The 17537-nt window shown below is 69.7% G+C and carries 17 protein-coding genes; 14 read left to right on the top strand and 3 right to left on the bottom strand.

Annotation, left to right across the window (positions count from 1 at the left end; translation table 11 throughout):
* Nucleotides 1-29: 29 nt before the first annotated feature.
* The 5 genes from AB0H88_RS22700 to AB0H88_RS22720 are packed head-to-tail and all read left to right on the top strand — an operon-like array spanning nt 30 to nt 4004.
* Entirely contained in the window at nt 30-647 is a 618-nt protein-coding gene (locus tag AB0H88_RS22700; protein WP_357647422.1) for a phosphoribosylaminoimidazolesuccinocarboxamide synthase, read from the top strand.
* Nucleotides 634-1338: an SDR family NAD(P)-dependent oxidoreductase gene (locus AB0H88_RS22705; RefSeq protein ID WP_357647424.1), complete on the top strand. Its 705-nt coding sequence runs from the start codon at nt 634-636 to the stop codon at nt 1336-1338. The genes AB0H88_RS22700 and AB0H88_RS22705 overlap by 14 nt, the downstream gene beginning before the upstream one ends.
* Before the next feature lie 52 nt (nt 1339-1390).
* Nucleotides 1391-2281 (top strand): ATP phosphoribosyltransferase, encoded by an 891-nt coding sequence (hisG, locus tag AB0H88_RS22710; protein ID WP_357647426.1) that lies wholly within the window; start codon nt 1391-1393, stop codon nt 2279-2281.
* Nucleotides 2275-2715, top strand: a complete 441-nt coding sequence (locus AB0H88_RS22715) for a hypothetical protein (RefSeq protein WP_357647428.1) — start codon at nt 2275-2277, stop codon at nt 2713-2715. Before hisG ends, AB0H88_RS22715 begins: the two co-directional genes overlap by 7 nt.
* Nucleotides 2712-4004, top strand: coding sequence for an MFS transporter (locus AB0H88_RS22720; RefSeq protein ID WP_357647430.1), 1293 nt, complete (start codon nt 2712-2714; stop codon nt 4002-4004). The genes AB0H88_RS22715 and AB0H88_RS22720 overlap by 4 nt, the downstream gene beginning before the upstream one ends.
* A 137-nt stretch (nt 4005-4141) precedes the next feature.
* Here the strand turns inward: AB0H88_RS22720 and AB0H88_RS22725 are convergent, their stop codons facing one another.
* On the bottom strand, nt 4142-4633 hold the full coding sequence (locus AB0H88_RS22725; protein WP_357647432.1) for a phospholipase A2: 492 nt from the start codon (nt 4631-4633) through the stop codon (nt 4142-4144).
* A gap of 157 nt (nt 4634-4790) precedes the next feature.
* Nucleotides 4791-6281, bottom strand: coding sequence for a nucleoside hydrolase-like domain-containing protein (locus AB0H88_RS22730; RefSeq protein WP_357647434.1), 1491 nt, complete (start codon nt 6279-6281; stop codon nt 4791-4793).
* Nucleotides 6282-6507: 226 nt separating this feature from the next.
* Here AB0H88_RS22730 and AB0H88_RS22735 point away from each other — a divergent pair, with 226 nt between their 5' ends.
* The 9 genes from AB0H88_RS22735 to AB0H88_RS22775 all read left to right on the top strand — a co-directional run bounded on the left by AB0H88_RS22735 (nt 6508) and on the right by AB0H88_RS22775 (nt 16581).
* The gene (locus tag AB0H88_RS22735) at nt 6508-7539 is read left to right on the top strand and encodes a sugar phosphate isomerase/epimerase family protein (RefSeq protein WP_357647436.1); all 1032 of its coding nucleotides are present in this window, start codon (nt 6508-6510) and stop codon (nt 7537-7539) included.
* Nucleotides 7536-8444 (top strand): transketolase, encoded by a 909-nt coding sequence (locus AB0H88_RS22740; RefSeq protein WP_357647438.1) that lies wholly within the window; start codon nt 7536-7538, stop codon nt 8442-8444. Before AB0H88_RS22735 ends, AB0H88_RS22740 begins: the two co-directional genes overlap by 4 nt.
* Entirely contained in the window at nt 8441-9394 is a 954-nt protein-coding gene (locus AB0H88_RS22745) for a transketolase C-terminal domain-containing protein (protein ID WP_357647440.1), read from the top strand. The genes AB0H88_RS22740 and AB0H88_RS22745 overlap by 4 nt, the downstream gene beginning before the upstream one ends.
* Nucleotides 9394-10947 carry an FGGY family carbohydrate kinase gene (locus AB0H88_RS22750; RefSeq protein WP_357647442.1) on the top strand — a complete coding sequence of 518 codons (1554 nt, stop codon included), beginning with the start codon at nt 9394-9396 and terminating at the stop codon, nt 10945-10947. The genes AB0H88_RS22745 and AB0H88_RS22750 overlap by 1 nt, the downstream gene beginning before the upstream one ends.
* Complete coding sequence (locus tag AB0H88_RS22755; protein ID WP_357647444.1) at nt 10944-11594, top strand: DUF2291 domain-containing protein; 651 nt, start codon at nt 10944-10946, stop codon at nt 11592-11594. The genes AB0H88_RS22750 and AB0H88_RS22755 overlap by 4 nt, the downstream gene beginning before the upstream one ends.
* On the top strand, nt 11591-13150 hold the full coding sequence (locus AB0H88_RS22760; RefSeq protein WP_357647446.1) for a sugar ABC transporter ATP-binding protein: 1560 nt from the start codon (nt 11591-11593) through the stop codon (nt 13148-13150). Before AB0H88_RS22755 ends, AB0H88_RS22760 begins: the two co-directional genes overlap by 4 nt.
* Before the next feature lie 83 nt (nt 13151-13233).
* Complete coding sequence (locus tag AB0H88_RS22765) at nt 13234-14388, top strand: ABC transporter permease (protein WP_357647448.1); 1155 nt, start codon at nt 13234-13236, stop codon at nt 14386-14388.
* 103 nt (nt 14389-14491) lie between these two features.
* Complete coding sequence (locus tag AB0H88_RS22770) at nt 14492-15499, top strand: D-ribose ABC transporter substrate-binding protein (protein WP_357647450.1); 1008 nt, start codon at nt 14492-14494, stop codon at nt 15497-15499.
* 113 nt (nt 15500-15612) lie between these two features.
* Nucleotides 15613-16581 (top strand): sugar-binding domain-containing protein, encoded by a 969-nt coding sequence (locus AB0H88_RS22775; RefSeq protein WP_357647452.1) that lies wholly within the window; start codon nt 15613-15615, stop codon nt 16579-16581.
* A gap of 183 nt (nt 16582-16764) precedes the next feature.
* Here the strand turns inward: AB0H88_RS22775 and AB0H88_RS22780 are convergent, their stop codons facing one another.
* Nucleotides 16765-17319, bottom strand: a complete 555-nt coding sequence (locus AB0H88_RS22780; protein WP_357647454.1) for an RICIN domain-containing protein — start codon at nt 17317-17319, stop codon at nt 16765-16767.
* Nucleotides 17320-17537 lie beyond the last annotated feature (218 nt).

Genomic DNA, 17537 nt, shown 5'->3' on the forward strand with positions numbered 1-17537 from the left:
TGTGGTTACTGCCCGGCGGGCGGTGCCTCGTGCAGATAATCCCCAGCCTGCGCAGTTTCACCTACCAGCGTGACGAAATCGTCGAGCGCACCGGCCCGCTGCGGCTCGCTTTCTACGAAAGGGCCGCGGCCAGGATCGAGGCCGCGGGGGTGCCGTGCGCGTTCAGGGAACGGGTCGCCGACGACTCCTACCTCGCCGACTACTGCCCCGCGCCCCCCTTCGAAGTGATCGTGAAGAACAGGGCCACCGGATCCACCACCCGGAAGTACCCCGGCCTGTTCGAGGACGGCGCGCCGCTGCCCCGCCCGGTGGTGAAGTTCGACTACCGGATCGACCCTGAGGACCAGCCGATCGGCGAGGACTACCTGAGGATCCTGGGGCTGCCGGTCGAGGAGATGCGCGAACGCGCGCTCGCCGTCAACGAGGTGCTGCGATCGTGGCTGCGCCCACTGGACGTATGGGACTTCTGCCTCATCTTCGGGCAGGCCGACAACGGCGAGCTGACCGTCATCTCCGAGATCTCCCAGGACTGCATCCGGCTGCGGCACGAGGACGGATCCCCGCTGGACAAGGACCTGTTCCGGGACGGCGTCGAAGCAGACGAGCTCGTCAACCAGTGGAGTCGCGTCCTCGATGTCATCAAGTGACGCCCGGGTCGCGCTGGTCACCGGCACCAATCGCGGCAGCGGAAAGGCCATCGCCGAGGAACTGCGTGACCGCGGCTACCGCCTCTTCTCCCTGAACCGGTCCTTGGCGAGGGAGGACTGGCTCGGGGAGCTCCGCTGCGATCTGGCCGACCCCGCGCAGATCAGGCGGGGGGTCGGCCAGGTGCTCGACGAGGTGGGCCGGATCGACGTCTGCGTGTCCAACGCGGTCGACCGGGTCCTCGACCCGATAGCCGAGTTGACCGAGGCCGACTGGGAGCGGCTGGTCTCGATCAACCTCAGCGCCGGCTTCCACCTGGTCAAGGCCGTCCTGCCCGCCTTGCGGGCCAGCCGTGGCGTCTTCGTCGCGATGGGCAGCCACGCCGCCACCCGCTACTTCGAGGGCGGAGCCGCCTACAGCGCCACCAAGGCCGGGCTGAAGGCGCTGGTCGAGACGCTGCTGCTGGAGGAACGCCGCAACGGGGTCCGGGCCTGCCTCGTCTCTCCGGGAGCCATCGCCAACCTCGACGGCGATGACTCGGCGCACAAGATGAGCACGCGGTCGATCGCCCGCTGCGTGGGCACCATCGTCGATTCCTGGCCGACGGACCTCGTGGTGGGAGAAATAGAGGTACGTCCGGCCGACCTTGCCGAACCGCCCATCACCGGCATCGACCGTCTTCTGCATGTGTAGCCGCTTGTGCATGTGTAGCCGCTTGTGCATGTGTAGTTTCCGAGGAGGAATCATGCTCTCCCTCGTCCTGCCGAAGGGGTCGCTGGAGCGGCGGGCCCTGCAACTCTTCGCGGCCGCGGGGCTGCCCATCCGGCGGGCCTCCGAACGGTCGTACCGTGGCATGATCGACTACACCGGTGTGGCGCACGTCGCGTTCTACAAGCCGCGCGAGATCCCCTTGGCGGTCGAGAGCGGGTCGTTCGACCTCGGGCTGACCGGGGCCGACTGGGTGGAGGAGACCGGTGCCAAGGTCGAGGTGGCGCAATCCTTCGACTACTCCAGGAACACCGAGCGGCCATGGCGGCTGGTGCTCGCGGCCCCGGCCGACCACCCCGCCACCAGCGTGCGCGATCTGCCCGACGGCGTCCGCGTGGCCACCGAATACCCCAACATCGGCCGCCGCTTCTTCCAGGCCGCCGGACGGCGGGCCGAGGTGGTCGTGTCCTATGGCGCGACCGAAGCCAAGATCCCGGAACTGGCCGATGTGATGATGGACGTCGTGGAGACGGGCCATTCACTCCGCCAGAACAACCTGCGGATCATCGAGACCATCCGGACCTGCGGCGCGCAACTGATCGCCAACCCGGCCGCATACGCCGAGAAGGGCAGACGCGGCGTGATCCAGAACATCGCGCTGCTGCTGCGTGGCGCCTGGGTCGGCCCGTCCCACGTGCTGCTGACGGTCCGTACGCTGGCCGAACGCCTGCCCCAGGTGGTCACCGCGATGCCCGGCCGATCCTGGCGCGCCGGGTCGGACCTGGCGAACGAGAACCTGGTCGTACTCCAGGGAGTGTTGCCGCGCGGGGATGTCCCAGAGACGATCGACGTCCTGCTGTCGGCCGGAGCCGTCGACGTCACCGAATCGGGAATCGGCCTCCTCGCCTCGAACGTGTCGCGATGCTGATCCGTACCACGAACGACCGGCTCGTCCCCGCGGACGGAGCCGGCTGGCGCGCGTCCTCCGGCCTGCTCGAACTGCGTCTGGACGCCCCCGTTTCCGCCGACCCCGTCGTGGCGGTCGCCCGCGTCCTGCTGGCCGTTGACGTGGACCGCCGTTCGCGCGTGCTCGATGTCGATCTCATCGGGCTGCCCGCCGACCTGCTGGCGCCGCTGAGCCGGTACGCCGTCTCTCCTCGCCCGTCCACCGACAGCGGCCCCATCGCCTTGGACCTGGACGCGGCCTGGTTGTGGATCCATGTCCAGGACGGTCACCGCGTGTCGCGGCATCGCCGGTCCGCCGTCGTGCGCTTCTCCTTCGCCGGAGCCGGACTGGTGGCCATCCAGGCGCGCCTGACCGCGGCGGCGAATGAACCAGATGAGATCGAAGGAGCCTCATGAACCGCCAGCCAACGCCAGGCGCCTCGGAGCCGGGCACCTCGGAGCCGGACTCCGAACCGGGCGCCTCGGAGCCGGACTCCGAACCGGGCATCTCGGAGCCGGGCGAGAAATCGCCGCAGCGCACCCCGTGGGTGCTGATCGCCATCGTCTACCTCGGCGGGGTCGCCGCGGCGATGAGCCTCGGCAAGTTCGCCTCCGTCGGCCCGGCGGTGGCCGGCGAGCTCGGGCTGTCGCTGTCGGAACTGGGCTGGGTGATCTCGGCGGTCGTCGGTGTGGGCGCCGCCGTCGGCCTGCCCGCCGGATACCTGGTCCGCCGCTTCGGCACGGAGCGGTCGCTGATCACCGGGCTGGTCCTGATCGCGGCGGCGAGCGCGGCGAGCGTGTGGGCGGGCGACTTCGGCTGGTTGCTGGCCGCCCGAGGCGTCGAGGGCACCGGATACGTCCTGGTCACGATCGCCTGCCCGGCGCTGATCCTCCGTCTGGCCAACGAGCGGGACCGCGGCACCGCCCTGTCGATCTGGGCCACGTTCGTCGCCGTGGGCATCGGAGTGAGCACCCTTGGGGGCGGCGTACTGGGCTCCGCTCTGGGCTGGCGTGGCTGGATCGGGCTGATCGCCGCACTGACGCTGGCGATGGCTCTGGTGGTCTGGGTACGGCTGCCGCGCGGATCCGGCAGGCAGGCGGCGGCCGGGCCCGTTCCCAGGGCCGGGGCCCTGAAGTGGCCGGCCGCACTCGCCGTCGCCTTCTGCCTGGGCGCGCTGGTGACCATTCCGGTGATCGTCCTGCTGCCCACGCTCCTCATCGAGGAGTACGGCCGCACGGCCACCGCCGCCGGCGCGGTGACCTCGGTGATCTCCCTGCTCAGCGCGCTCGGCGGATTGGCCGTGGGCGTGCTGCTCCGCCGTGGCACGCCGGTCCGCGTGCTCGCGCTGGTCGGCCTCCTCACCGTCCCGGCGGCCTGGCTCATGTACGGCGGCGCGGCTTCACTGACGGCGGCGCAGGTCGGCGCGGCGATCATCTCGATGGAGAACGGGTTCCTGGGCGCCCTCGTCTTCGCCGCGCTCCCGATGGTGCTGGACCGTCTCGACCACGCCGATGTCGGCAACGGCGTCGTCGCTCAGGCGGGCAGCCTCGGGTCGTTGCTCGGTCCGCCGATGTTCGGCCTGGTGGTCGCCGGGCCGGGCTTCCAGGCTCTGGTACCGGTCATCGCCGTCGGGATGGTCGCCGCCGTCGGCGCGCTGCTGCTGGTCGGCGGGCGGGCGGCCCGGCCGTCGCCGAGCACCGACTGAGCCGTCAAGGCGCGACCTACGCCGAGCGCTCACGCTGACCGCCGTGGCCGCCGTGTCGCTCCTGATGGTCTTCGGCGGCCAACCCTCGGTGGCACGACACTCGCATCAGATTCGGCTCGGTGGATCCAGGCTGAGGGTCAGGACGGCGTGTAATTCTTCACGGCCGTGTAGTAATTCGCCGCGGCGTACTTGCACGTTTTCCTCTTGACGGAGTTCGACGCGCTGTCGCAGGCGCGCAGCAGGTCACCGTAGAAGGCGTTGTCGATCCTGGACTTGTGATCACTGATCAGCTTGTTGATGCCGACGAGCTTCTTGAAGTTGCGGTAGCCGAAGTCATGCCGCGCGCACGCGTTCTTGAGGCTGACCCCGGCAACCTTGTCGGGGCTGTGGCTGCAGTAGTTGGTGTTCCAGTTGAGGTCGTAGTCCTTGATGCCCTTGCTGTTCTGGTATTGGCGCGCCCACATCCAGTCCCGCGCACTCCCCGGCGAGTTTTTCGTGAGATTCAGTGCGAAGGCGATCTTCTGCGCCTTGGTCTTCATGAACGCCGCGTCGGCGTGCGCCGCTGAAGCGGATCCTCCGAGGAAGAAGGCCGTCGCCAGCGCGCCTGCCGCGGCGGCGGCCGGAAGCACCCGTCGAATCATTGGTCGTCCTTTCCCAACCCTGCCGGCGACTCCGGCGGGGCAAGGGAAGACAGTAATGATCGCCGGTATATTGCGGGTATGGTCGGCCTACTGACCCGACATCACCCGGCGGGCAGAACGGCTCGCCGGGTAATGTCGCGCGTTGTCAGACGACCCGGATGAACACGCGGTCGTAGCGGGTGAGGGGGAACGTGCCGTCGTCGGTGCCCTGGAGGATGATCGAGATGGTCTGACCCGGTGTGGCGTCCGCCGGGACGGTGACGGCGGCCCGGCCGCGACCGCGGTCGGTGATGGTGACGGTGCCGGGGTAGCTGCCTTCTTCTCGGTACTGCGACCAGCGGAGCGTCACCGGGTCCTGGTCAGGATCGGTGGCGAGGCCGGTCAGCGTGACGACGGAGCCGGGCCGGGCCCGGACGGTGTCGTTGCCGTGGATGTCGACCGTGGGCGGGTGGTTGCCGTCGCGGTATCTGGGGGTCAGCGTCCACCGCATGCGGGCCGCGAAGTCGTTCTGCGCGGCTCCGGCCCATCGCAGTGTCGTGTAGTTCCTGACGTCGGCGCCGGTTTCGTCCTTCTCCGCGCTCACCATGGTCCACAGGTTCGGCGTGGTGGTCGTCTGGGTCGCCCGGCCGCCCCAGCCGCCGAGCAGTGGGTTCTCCGGCTGCTGGATGCCGGTCTTGAGCAAGGGGTTGAAGGCGACGTTGTCGCCCTCGGAGAGGAAGTCGTACGGCGCCAGCGGCTTGCACCAGCCGGTCGCGGCGCGTTCGGGGTCGCCGAAGATGTCGAGCTGGTCGCCCGGCATCGACTGGCCGTCCAGCCATGACCGGTAGAGCGAGCCCAGCGGCCCGATCTGGATGTTCTGCTTGATCCACGCGCCGCTGAAGTAGGCGCGGTCAGCCGGTAGGCCTCGGACGTTGCCCTGCCCGCGCTCGCAGTTGTAGCCCCAGGTGGCATAGCCGGCCGCCATGTTCTCGACGCGGATGTCCGGCCAGACGGGCGCGATGTACTGCGCGTAGGTGTCGTCCTGGAATCCGCTGGCCAGGATCACCGCCTTCTTCGAGACCGCGGCCTTGACGCGAGGCCATTGCTTCGTACTGGCGAAGCGGTCCTCGATCGACTTGAGGGCGCGGGCGATGGTGTTGGTGCCGCCCCACGCCTGGAGGTACAGAGGCCGGGAATCGTGGTCCAGCAGCAGGTCGCGGATGAGGTCGGAGCCCTCGGTGTCCTTGGCCATCTCGTCCTCGAACTCGATGTTGCCGATCTTGACCTTGGACAGCAGCTCGCCCGGCGTGGGGTAGTGGGGGTCATGCCTGCGCAGATTGGGGTAGACCTCGGCGTACGCGCGCAGGGCCTGGTCCTGGATGGTCCGCGTCCCGGTCCATCGCCATGATGTCTGCGGCGTGGTGTACTCCCGGTCGGGGAGGAAGAACGGCGTGCCCTTGCCGTCTCCCGACCAGTGGAACTTCCCGCTGCTGTAGATGATCCCCTCGGTGTCGACCTCGTTGGTGTAGAGCAGATACCGGATGAGCGAGGCGTAGTCGTCCTGCTCCATGTCCGTGGTGACGACCGTTCTGGGCAGGTTCCCTTCCTGGGGGAAGTCGCCAGCCTCGGCCGCTGCGGGGAGCGTGGCGACAGTCATGCCGAGAGCCGCGATCACGCAGGTCAATGCCCGGACAGGTCGCCCTCTCCGGAGGGCTGGGAGTCTGGAGGGAGGCACGGCAACTCCTTCTGCGAATATCTATTCACCGCTGAGTGGCAAATGCATGCGCAGTATTCATGTTGCCCCTGGATGTCGTCAAGGTTGCCCGCACGTGGCCGAGGGCACCCCATTGACATCACTTTTCATCCTCCCGTAGCTTGCTTGCATGTCTGATCGTGATCGCATAAACATTCACCAGCAGGACGAGCCGGTCTACGGGGCCGGCATCTGGCACTTCGCCACCTATGTCGACCGGTATGCGACTGACGGCTACGGCGAGCCGAAGACGGTCTTGGACTGCATCAAGCTTGCCGGGGCAGTGGGCGACCTGTCCGTCGTCGACCTCAACTGGCCCTTTCCGCCCGGCGGCATCAGCACCGCCGAGGTGCGGGCGGCGCTCGCCGAGCAGAACCTGCGCGCGATCGCGGTCACGCCCGAGTTCTACACGGGCAAGTTCGCCAAGGGCGGTTTCACCAACCCCGACCCCTCCGTACGCCGGGACGCCATCGACCTGGTGGCGGCCGCGGCCGAGGTCGGGCGTGAGCTGGGTGTCGACTACATCAAGTTGTGGCCGGGGCAGGACGGTTACGACTATCCCTTCCAGGCCGACTACACCGACCTGTGGGACAAGTCGGTCGGCGCGGTCCGCGAGCTCGCGCAGGCGTTCCCCGACTTGAAGTTCGCGATCGAGTACAAGCCGCGCGAGCCGCGCAACCGGATGGTCTTCTCCTCCGTCGCGCGCACCCTGCTCGCGATCGAGGACATGGGCGTGGACAACGTCGGCATCCTGCTCGACTTCGGCCACTCCCTGTACGGCGGCGAGTCGCCGGCCGAGGCCGCCAAGATGGCGATGAGCCGCGACCGGCTGTTCGCCATCGACGTCAACGACAACTTCCGCGGCTGGGACGACGACATGGTCGTCGGCTCGGTGCACCTGCTGGAGACGTTCGAGTTCTTCTTCGCCCTGCGCGACGCCGGCTGGGAGGGCGTCTGGCAGCTCGACCAGTTCCCGTTCCGCGAGGACTCCGTCGAGGCGGCGCGGGCGGGCATCCGTACCATGCGCGCCTTCCACCACGCACTGGGCTACCTCGACCGCGACGCGCTCGCCGCGGCCCAGTCGGCGCAGGACGCCCTCGGCGCCCAGCGCATCGCGAAGCGGGCGCTCTACCGGGCACTCGCCGAGAGCGAGTCCGCATGACCGCCGTGAAGATCGCGTCCAGGCCCCTCGAACTGGATGAGCCCGTCGCCCGCGCCTACGTCGAGCGCAGCGCGCTCCTGCGCGCGGCGTCGCCCGCCGAGGCGGCCCCCGAGCTGGCCGGAATCGCCACCCGCATCCGGCGCGACATCCTCACGACCATCCAGGCGGCCCGGATGGGGCACGTCGGTGGCGACCTGTCGGTGACGGACCTGCTGGTGACCGCCATGTGGGGGACGCTGCGGCTCGACCCGCACGACCCGGCCAACCCCCTGCGCGACCGGTTCGTGCTGAGCAAGGGGCACTGCGCCGCCGCCCTGTACTCGACGCTGGCCTCCTGCGGCTTCTTCCCCCAGGAGCGGCTCACCGAGTACATGGCGCCGCTGTCGCCGCTGAACGGCCACCCCAACCGGGTCAAGGTGCCCGGCGTGGAGACCAACACGGGCCCGCTCGGGCACGGCTTCCCGGTCGCCACCGGCTGCGCCCTCGGTGCCAAGCTGCGCGGCGACACCTGGCGCACCATCGTCGTCCTCGGCGACGGCGAGATGCAGGAGGGCAGCAACTGGGAGGCGGCCATGACGGCCGCCCACTACGGCCTGGCGAACCTGACGGCCGTGGTCGACCGCAACCGGCTGCAGCAGGGCGCACGCACCGAGGACACCAAGTCGCTGGAGCCGCTCGACCAGAAGTGGGCGAGCTTCGGCTGGGAGGTGCGCGTCATCGACGGCCACGACCACCAGGCGATCAAGCAGGCGTACGCGCCGTCGTCGACGGGCCGGCCCGTCGCCGTCATCGCCAACACCGTCAAGGGCAAGGGTGTCTCATTCATGGAAGACCGGGTCGAGTGGCACCACAAGGTGCCCACCGACGAGCAGGTCCAGCTCGCGCTCGAGGAGCTGAGCCGATGACCGCCCTCGCCGAGCAGGCGCCCACGTTCGACTGCCGCGTCGACTTCGGCGAGGAGCTGGCCGCCCTGGCCCGCGCCGACGAGCGGATCGTGGCGGTCTGCAATGACTCGGTCGGATCCAGCAACCTGGTCAAGTTCCGCGAGGAGTTCCCCGACCGCCTGATCAACGTGGGGATCGCCGAACAGGACCTCGTCGGCGTGTCAGCCGGCCTGGCCAACGCCGGTTTCATCCCCTTCGTGTCCGCCGCGGCGCCGTTCCTCACCGGGCGCGCCCTGGAGCAGATCAAGGCGGACGTGGCCTACAGCGACCGGCATGTGGTGCTGTGCGGGCAGAGTCCGGGCATGGCGTACGGCGAATTGGGGCCCACCCACCACTCCATCGAGGACCTGTCCTGGATGCGCGCCGTCCCCGGGCTGCGGATCGTCGTCCCGGCCGACCCGTCGCAGACCCGCGACGCCGTCCGCTGGGCCGCGGCGTCCGGTCTCCCCTCCTATATCCGGATCCCCCGCTTCAAGGTGCCCGCGGTGACACCGGCGGGCGCGCCCTTCGAGGCCGGCCGGGCGACGCGCCTGGCCGAAGGCGACGACCTGACCGTGATCGCGATCGGCACGATGGTCTCGCGGGCCCTCGACGCCGCCGCGCTCCTGCGCGCGGAGGGCCTCACCGCGCGGGTGGTCAACATGACCTTCGTCGAGCCGCTGGACGTGGCCGAGGTCGTCGCCGCCGCGGAGCAGACCGGCGCGATCATCACCGCGGAGGAGGGTCTGCTGTCCGGCGGTCTGGGCGCCGCCGTCGCCAAGGTCGTCGCGGAGCGTCATCCGGTCCCCGTACGCATGCTGGGCGTCCCGACGTTCGCACCGACAGGAAGCACGTCCTTCCTGCTCGACCACTTCGGCCTGAACGCCGAAGGCATCGTCAAGGCCGCCCGTGAGGCTCTGGGACGGGTCTGATGGAACCGCTCGTCCTCGCCATCGATCAGGGCACCGGCTCCACCAAGGCCCTGCTGGTCGACGCCGCCGGCCAGGTCGTGGCCCGCGCCAGTGCGCCGCTGTCCCAGAGTCACCCGGCGCCGGGACTGGCGGAGCAGGACGCCGAGGAACTGCTCGGCAGCGTCCGCGACGCCGTCGCCGCCTGCCTGCGGCAGGCCGATCCGCGGACCGTACGCGGGATCGGGCTGAGCACCCAGCGCGAGTCGGTGGTGCTGTGGGACGCGGCGACCGGGCGGCCGCTCGCGCCGCTGGTCGGCTGGCAGGACCGCCGCGGCGCGGACCGGGCGGCCCAGCTCCTGGACGAAGGGTACGGCGACCTGGTCCGGCGCCGTACCGGGCTTCCGCTGGACCCGATGTTCTCGGCGCTGAAGATGGGCGCCCTGCTCGACCGGCACGACCCCGCGCGCGAGCGCGGCAGGCGCGGCGAGTTGCGTCTGGGCACCGTGGACGCGTGGCTGCTCGACGCGCTCACCGGTGAGTTCGTCACCGAGGTGGGCAACGCCTCCCGTACTCAGCTGCTGAACCTCGCGACCGGTGACTGGGACGACGAACTACTGGAGATCTTCGGCGTCCCCCGTGCGGCGCTGGGCCGCGTCGTGGCCTCCACCGGCCCCTTCGGCACGGTCCGCGACCTGGACCCGCTGCCCGCCGGGGTGCCCGTGCTCGCGGTGCTGGGCGATTCGCACGCCGCGCTGTTCGCCCACGCGGGCTGGCGGCCGGGCGTGGTCAAGGTGACCTACGGCACGGGATCGTCGGTGATGACGGTCGCGGAGTCGCCGGGCAGCACGGGCGGCCCGGGTGGGCTGGACGATCCGGGCAGCACGGGCAGCACGGGCGGCCCGGGTGGGCTGGGTGGGCTGGGCGACCCGCGCAGCCCGGTCTGCGACACGATCGCCTGGTCGACCGGGCAGCCGACCTTCGCCAGGGAGGCGAACATCCGCTCCACCGGCCGGACCCTCACCTGGCTGGCGGAGTTGCTCGGCATCTCCGCCGACCAGGTCGTCGACCTGGCGGCCGAATCCGACGCGGGCGACGTCACCCTCGTGCCGGCCTTCGGTGGCCTGGGCGCGCCGTGGTGGGACCCCCGGGCGGTGCCGGTGCTGGCCGGTTTCGATCTCGGCACCGGGCGGGAGCAGCTCGCGCGAGCGGCCCTGGAGTCGGTGGCGCACCAGGTCGACGACGTCCTGACCGCGATGCCGGGCCTTCGCCGGATCGTCGCCGACGGCGGCCTGACCCGCAGCACCGCGCTCATGCGGCTGCAGGCCGGCCTCAGCGATGTCGAGGTGGCCCGCACCCGGCATCACGAGCTCTCGGCGGGCGGCGCGGCGGACCTGGCCGGTCTCGGGCTGGGCCTGTGGACCACCGCCGACCTGGAGCGGCGGGCCGACGGCGACGTGGAGATCTTCACCCCTGACTGGAGCGCGGAGCACCGCAGGGCAGCCGCGGCGAGATGGCACCAGCGCCTCACGGTCGCCCGCGACCTCGGCGCACGCGCGAACGGGAGTACGTCATGACAGCAGTGCGGAATTCGCGGCCCAGCCGCATCACGCTGGGCCGCGGCAGCCTGATCGCGCTCGTGCTGGTGATCATCGCGATCATCGCCGGCACGACGTACCGCTCGGACACCGCGCCGCGCGCCGGCGAGCAGGCGAAGTTCGACCCGGCCCGCTACGGCGCCGCGACCTACGGGCCGAAGGTCGTCCCGGCGATCAAGGGCAAGGCCGTCGACATCGTCACCCTGGGCAAGGCGATCGCCGGCGACACGGACGCGGCCGGCCAGAAGTACGGTCACCGCGCCGGCACCGGACCGTACAGCTACGCCGTCACGCTGACCGGCACCGCCGGTTCGGCGAAGAGCGGCCTGCTGCCGGTCGAGGTGCCCGGCATCGGCAAGACCAGGGTCCAGGTGCAGATCGGCCCGGCCATCAACGGCACGGCGCTGCGCGACGCCGTCGGTTTCATCGCGTTCGGCCAGTTCGTCAACCAGGTCGACTACGCCGACGCGGGCACCGCCCTGAACAACGAGGTCAAGGCGAAGGTGCTGTCGTCGCTCGACGTACCGTCGCTCGACGGCAAGAAGATCACCGTGGTCGGCGCGATGACGCCGCTGAGCGCCGACGTGCTGACCGTCACCCCGATCTCGGTCGAGGCGGCGTCGTGACGGCGACGCAGGACAAGCCGGACACCGCCACAGCCCCGGTACTGCGGGCGGTCGACGTCACCAAGGTGTACGGCGGGACGCAGGCGCTCAAGGGCGTCTCGCTCGACATCGTCCCGGGGCGCGTGGTGGTGCTGTTCGGCGAGAACGGCGCCGGCAAGTCGACGCTGATGAAGATCCTCAGCGCGGTCGAGTCGCCCACCACCGGCCAGGTGGAGCTCGACGGGAAGGTCGTCGAGTTCGGCAGCGCCCGAGACGCGGCCGATCGCGGCATCTCGATCATCCATCAGGAACTGAGCCTGTGCTCGAACCTCAGCATCCAGGACAACCTGTTCCTCGGGCGGGAGCGGACCCGCGGCGGCGTGCTCGTCGACCGCGCGGCCGAGCGGTCGCTGGCGACCACCGTGCTCCGCCGTCTGGACGGGGCTCTGAACCCCGATCTGATGGTCGGCGACCTGCGGCTTGGCCAGCAGCAACTCGTCGAGATCGCCCGCGCGCTGCTGCAGGACGCCCGGATCCTGATCATGGACGAGCCGACGTCGGCGCTGAGCGCCCCGGAGGTGGCGGTCCTCTTCCAGGTCATCCGCGAGCTCACGGCCGAAGGCGTGGCGATCGTCTACATCTCCCACCACTTGGAGGAGGCGCTCGACATCGCCGACGACGTGGCCGTGCTCCGCGACGGCTCCATGGTCGCCACGGCCGCCGCCGCCGACGTCGACCTGGCCTGGGTCGTACGCAAGATGGTCGGCCGCGACCAGGACGACCTCTTCCCGGCCCGCGAGCCCAAGCTCGGGCCGGTGGCGCTCGAGATCGTCGAGCTGTCGGTCGCCGATCCCGCCAACCCCGACCGCCTGGCCGTCGACGGCGTCTCGCTGACCGTCCGCGCCGGGGAGACGGTCGGCATCTACGGGCTCATGGGCAGCGGGCGCACCGAACTCCTGGAGTGCCTGGCCGGCCGCCTGCACGCCGACTCGGGCGAGATCCGCCTGTACGGCGAGCCGGTCGTCGGCACCGTACGACGCCGCATCCAGACCGGGCTGGCCCTGGTCCCCGAGGACCGCCAGCGCGACGGGCTGGTCCAGACGATGAGCGTGGGGCAGAACCTGTCCCTGGCCGCGCTGACCGGTTTCGTGCGCCGCCTCTTCGTGAACCGCACGAAGGAACGCGCCGCCGTCCAGACGATGATCACCGATGTCACCGTCAAGACCAGCGGCCCCGACGCCCCGATCGGCTCGCTGAGCGGCGGCAACCAGCAGAAGGTCGTCATCGGCAAAGCCCTGATGACCGGCCCCCGCGTGCTGCTGCTCGACGAACCGTCCCGCGGCGTGGACGTCGCCGCCAAGGCCGACGTCTTCGAACTGATGGCGCGGCAGGCCGAACGCGGCCTGGCGGTGCTGTTCACCACGTCTGAGACCGAAGAGGCGCTGCACATACCCGATCGCCTGCTCGTACTGGTCCGCGGCAGGCTGATCGCCGACCTCCGGGCCGGTGAGATCACCCGCGACCAGCTGATGAGCCTGGCCGACAGCGCCGACACCACCGAAGAGGCCAGCCAATGAGCCTGGCCGACAGCGCCGACACCACCGAAGAGGCCAGCCAATGAGCCTGGCCGACTGCGCCGACACCATCGAAGAGGTTAGCCATGGCTGACACCCTGACCAGCGACCACGCAGCCGTGTTGCGCCAACGCCGCCGGGCGGCGGCGGAGGCCCGCCGCCTGAAGACGCTCAATTCGATCTTCGAGCTACGTGCGTTCATCGCGCTCGGTGTCCTGATCATCGTCTTCGCCCTGCTGTCCGACTCCTTCCTCACCGTCGACAATCTGATCACGATGATCAAGCACGTGGCCATCAACGCCGTCCTGGCGCTCGGCATGCTGCTCGTGATCCTCAAGGGCGGCATCGACCTGTCGGTCGGCTCCATCGTCGGGTTGTCGGGTGTGATCGCCGGCGAACTGCTCCAAGGCGTACATCTGAGCCTGTTCGGCGTCATCGCCTACCCGCCGGTATGGGCGGTGATCATCCTGTGCATCGCGGCCGGCACCGTGATGGGCAGCATCAACGGCCTGCTCATCACCAGGCTGAACGTCGCGCCCTTCATCGCGACCCTGGGCATGTTGTACGTCGCGCGCGGCGCCGCTCTCCTGATCTCCGGCGGCACCACCTATCCCAAACTGGGCGGCGACCCCAGCACCCACAACACCGGCTTCGACTGGATCGGCGGCGGCCGCCCACTCGGCCTCCCGGTGGCGATCTGGATCATGATCATCCTCGCCGCCGTCGTGGCCGTACTCCTCCGCTCGACGCCCTTCGGCCGCTGGCTCTACGCCACGGGCGGCAACGAGCGGGCCACCGAGCTCACCGGCGTCCCCGTCCAGCGCGTCAAGGTGATCGTCTACATGATCTCCGGCGCCTGCGCCGCGATGTCCGGCCTCATCATCGCCTCCGAGCTCACCTCGGCCGCGCCGCAGGCCGGCGACAGCTTCGAGCTCAACGCCATCGCGGCCGTCGTCATCGGCGGCGCCGCCCTGTCCGGCGGCCGCGGGAACGTACGCGGCACTCTGGTCGGCGCCCTGGTCATCGGCTTCCTGGCCGACGGCCTGGTCATCGTCGGGGTCTCGACGTTCTGGCAGATCTTCATCAAGGGCACTGTGATCATCGTCGCGGTCATCCTCGACCAGACCCAGCAGCGCTTCCAGCGCCGCGGCGCCGCCGCCTCGGCGGTCGCGGTCGCTACCGCCGACGAAGCGGAGACCGCCGACGACACCCCGGTCAGATCCGGCACCCCCGCCCGCTGACCCTCATCCCACCCCATTGCCAGATGCCAGGCCGGAACGGTTCCAGAACCGGTCCCATCCCCCATCCCGCGTCCACGCCGGCGCGTCATCCAGGAGGTAAACCATGTCCCACCCCAGCCGTCGCCTGGTCGTCCAGGCCGCGGCGGCCCTGACCACAGGGCTGCTGACGCTGACCGCATGCGGATCATCCGGCGCACCCGCGGGCTCGGCGCCGTCGAGCAGCTCCTCGTCGAGCGCCTCCGCGCCCAAGAGCAACCTGATCGCGATCATCACCCCCTCGCCGGACAACCCGTTCTTCAAGGCCGAGGCGGACGCGGCCAAGAAGAAGGCCGAGTCGCTCGGCTACCAGACCTCGGTGGACTCCCACGATGACGACCCGAACAAGCAGAGTGAGCTGATCGACTCAGCCATCTCGCGCAAGGCCGCGGCGATCATCCTCGACAACGCCGGCGCCGACGCCTCCATCGGCCCCGTCCAGAAGGCCACGACCGCCGGGATCCCGGTCTTCCTGATCGACCGGGAGATCAACAAGACCGGCATCGCCAAGGCCCAGATCGTCTCCAACAACTCCCAGGGAGCCCAGCTCGCCGCCCAGGAGTTCGTGAAGGGTATGAAGGAGAAGGGCAACTACGTCGAGCTCACGGGCAAGGAATCCGACACCAACGCCGGCGTGCGCTCCAAGGGCTTCGGCGACGTCATCTCGCAGTACCCGGACCTGAAGAGGGTCGCCCAGCAGACCGCGAACTGGGACCAGCAGGAGGCTTTCAGCAAGATGGAGACCATCCTCCAGCGCAACCCGGACATCCAAGGCGTGATCGCCGGCAACGACACGATGGCACTCGGCGCCGTGGCGGCGTTGAAGGCCGCCAAGAAGACCGGCGTCATCGTCGTCGGCTTCGACGGCAGCCCGGACGCCATCGCGCAGATCAAGGCCGGAACCATGCTCGCCACATCCCTGCAGCCGGCCGCGCTCGGCGCCACGACCGCGGTCGAGCAGGCCGACAAGTTCGTCAAAACCGGAGCGACCGGGCAGCCGGAGAAGCAGTCGATCGACTGCGAGATCATCACGAAGGACAACGCCGACCAGTACGGCGTCTTCGCGAAACTCTGAGGCGCCGGCGGCTAGGGGCGACGACATCGCCTCTAGCCACTCCAACGTCTAGCATGCAGACCGGACACTCCGGGCGACGCGCTCACCGGAGCGAGAAAGGACGGGGAACACACGTGGTGATCGCTTCGACTCCCAGCCCCGACCACATGCGGCTGCTGGTCAAGGTGGCCCGCATGTACCACGAGCGCGGGCTACGCCAGCCAGAGATCGCCGCCCATCTCAACATGTCGCAGCCGCGCGTCTCGCGCCTCCTCAAAGAGGCAGCCGACCGCGCCGTCGTCCGTACCGTGGTCGTCTCCCCCGACGGCGTACACGCCGAGCTCGAGGAAGCCCTCGTAGAGCAGTACGGGCTGCGCGACGCCGTCGTCGTCGAGACCGAGGGCGTGGGGCCCGACGTCATCCCGGCGCTCGCCGCCGCGACGGCCGCCTACCTCGACGCCACACTCAAGGGCGGCGACGTCATCGGCATCTCCTCCTGGAGCGCGACGCTCCTGGAGGCGATCAACGTCATGCGGGCCAAGACGACCCCCGTCGCGGAAGAGGTCGTCCAGATAGTCGGCGGATCGGGAAGCCCCGAAGTGCAACTGCACGCGACCCGCCTCACCAGCCGCCTCGCCGAGCTGACCGGAGCGCGCCCCGTCTTCGCGCCGTCGGCCGCGCTCGTCCACAGCCGCGAACTCCGCGACATGCTGTCGAAGGAGCCCGCCGTCGCCGAGGTCATGAAGTCGTGGTCACGGCTCACGCTGGCCCTCCTCGGCATCGGCACCCTCGAACCCTCTCCCCTGCTCCGCCGCTCCGGCAACGCCATCGCCCCCGAGGACCAGCGGCAGCTTCAGGAGCTCGGCGCCGTGGGCGACGTCTGCACCCGATACTTCGACGCCGACGGACGAGCCGTCGAAGCCGACTTCGACGACCGCATCATCGGCATCGCCCCCGACCAGTTGCGCGCCGTGGAGCGCCGCATCGGGGTCGCGGGCGGCGCGGCCAAGCTGGCCGCGATCCGGGGAGCGGTACGCGGGCGCTGGATCAACATCCTCATCACCGACGTCGAGGTGGCCCGGGCCCTGCTGGGCCGCGCGTAGCCAGTCCCGCGATGACCCGGCATGAGCGCTGACCTTCGGGGAGCAGGTGTCCCTGTGCGGGGAGCATGTGTCCAACGCTCTCGTGCACGATCTTCCGGCAGCCGGAAGCGCTCAGGACCTCCCGCTGGGGCGGTCCTGAGCGCCGGTGGAGATGTCGTGGAGCTCGTGGCGGCGATACCTCGATCAGGAAGCGAATCCGAAGGCCGCCGGAGAGTCAGGCAGACCCCATTGCTGGTCGGGGTGGAGGTGGCAGTCCCAGATCACCAGCGGGGTCCCGTTGACGGTGCTCCCGTTGTTGGCCAGACCGACACACTTGGCGGTGCTGGCGGCGAAGCTGCGGATGGAGTAGATGTTGGCGCCCAAGGCCGCGAACCTCCATTGCTGGTCGGGGTGCAGGTGGCAGTCCCAGATCACCAGCGGCGTGCCGTTGACGGTGCTCCCGTTGTTCGCCAGACCGACACACTTGCCGCTGCCGGCGAGCGTGCGGATAGAACGGTCATTGTTGCCCTGCCAGATCTGGTCGGCATGGAAATGACAGTCCCAGATCACCAGCGGGGTGCCGTTGGCGGTGCTGCCGTTGTTGGCCAGACCGATGCACTTGGCGGTGCTGGCGGCGTTGCTGCGCAACGCGGTCGAGGAAAGAGAGCTCGCCTGGGCGGCGGCCGGGAACCCGAGGGCCATGGCGAACATGACCAGGACGGTCAACACGCGGCGCTTGAAGCCAGTCTGGTGGCGCATGTGTTCTCCTTTTCGAACGGTGACGGTTCTCCTCTCTAAGGGCGTTCCATGGCCGTTCCACGACCACGAACGTTGCCGGGAACTGTGCCCCTCAGTCACTTCCTTCTCGGCCGGGCGGAGTGGATGCGGTCCGGCTGACCGCGGACAGCCGATCTGCGGGGTCGAACCTCGGTGGACATGCCGGCCGACACGGTCGAAGATTGCCGCGTGCCTCGAAC

The sequence above is a fragment of the Nonomuraea sp. NPDC050680 genome, assembly GCF_040654555.1.
Taxonomy (GTDB): Bacteria; Actinomycetota; Actinomycetes; order Streptosporangiales; family Streptosporangiaceae; genus Nonomuraea.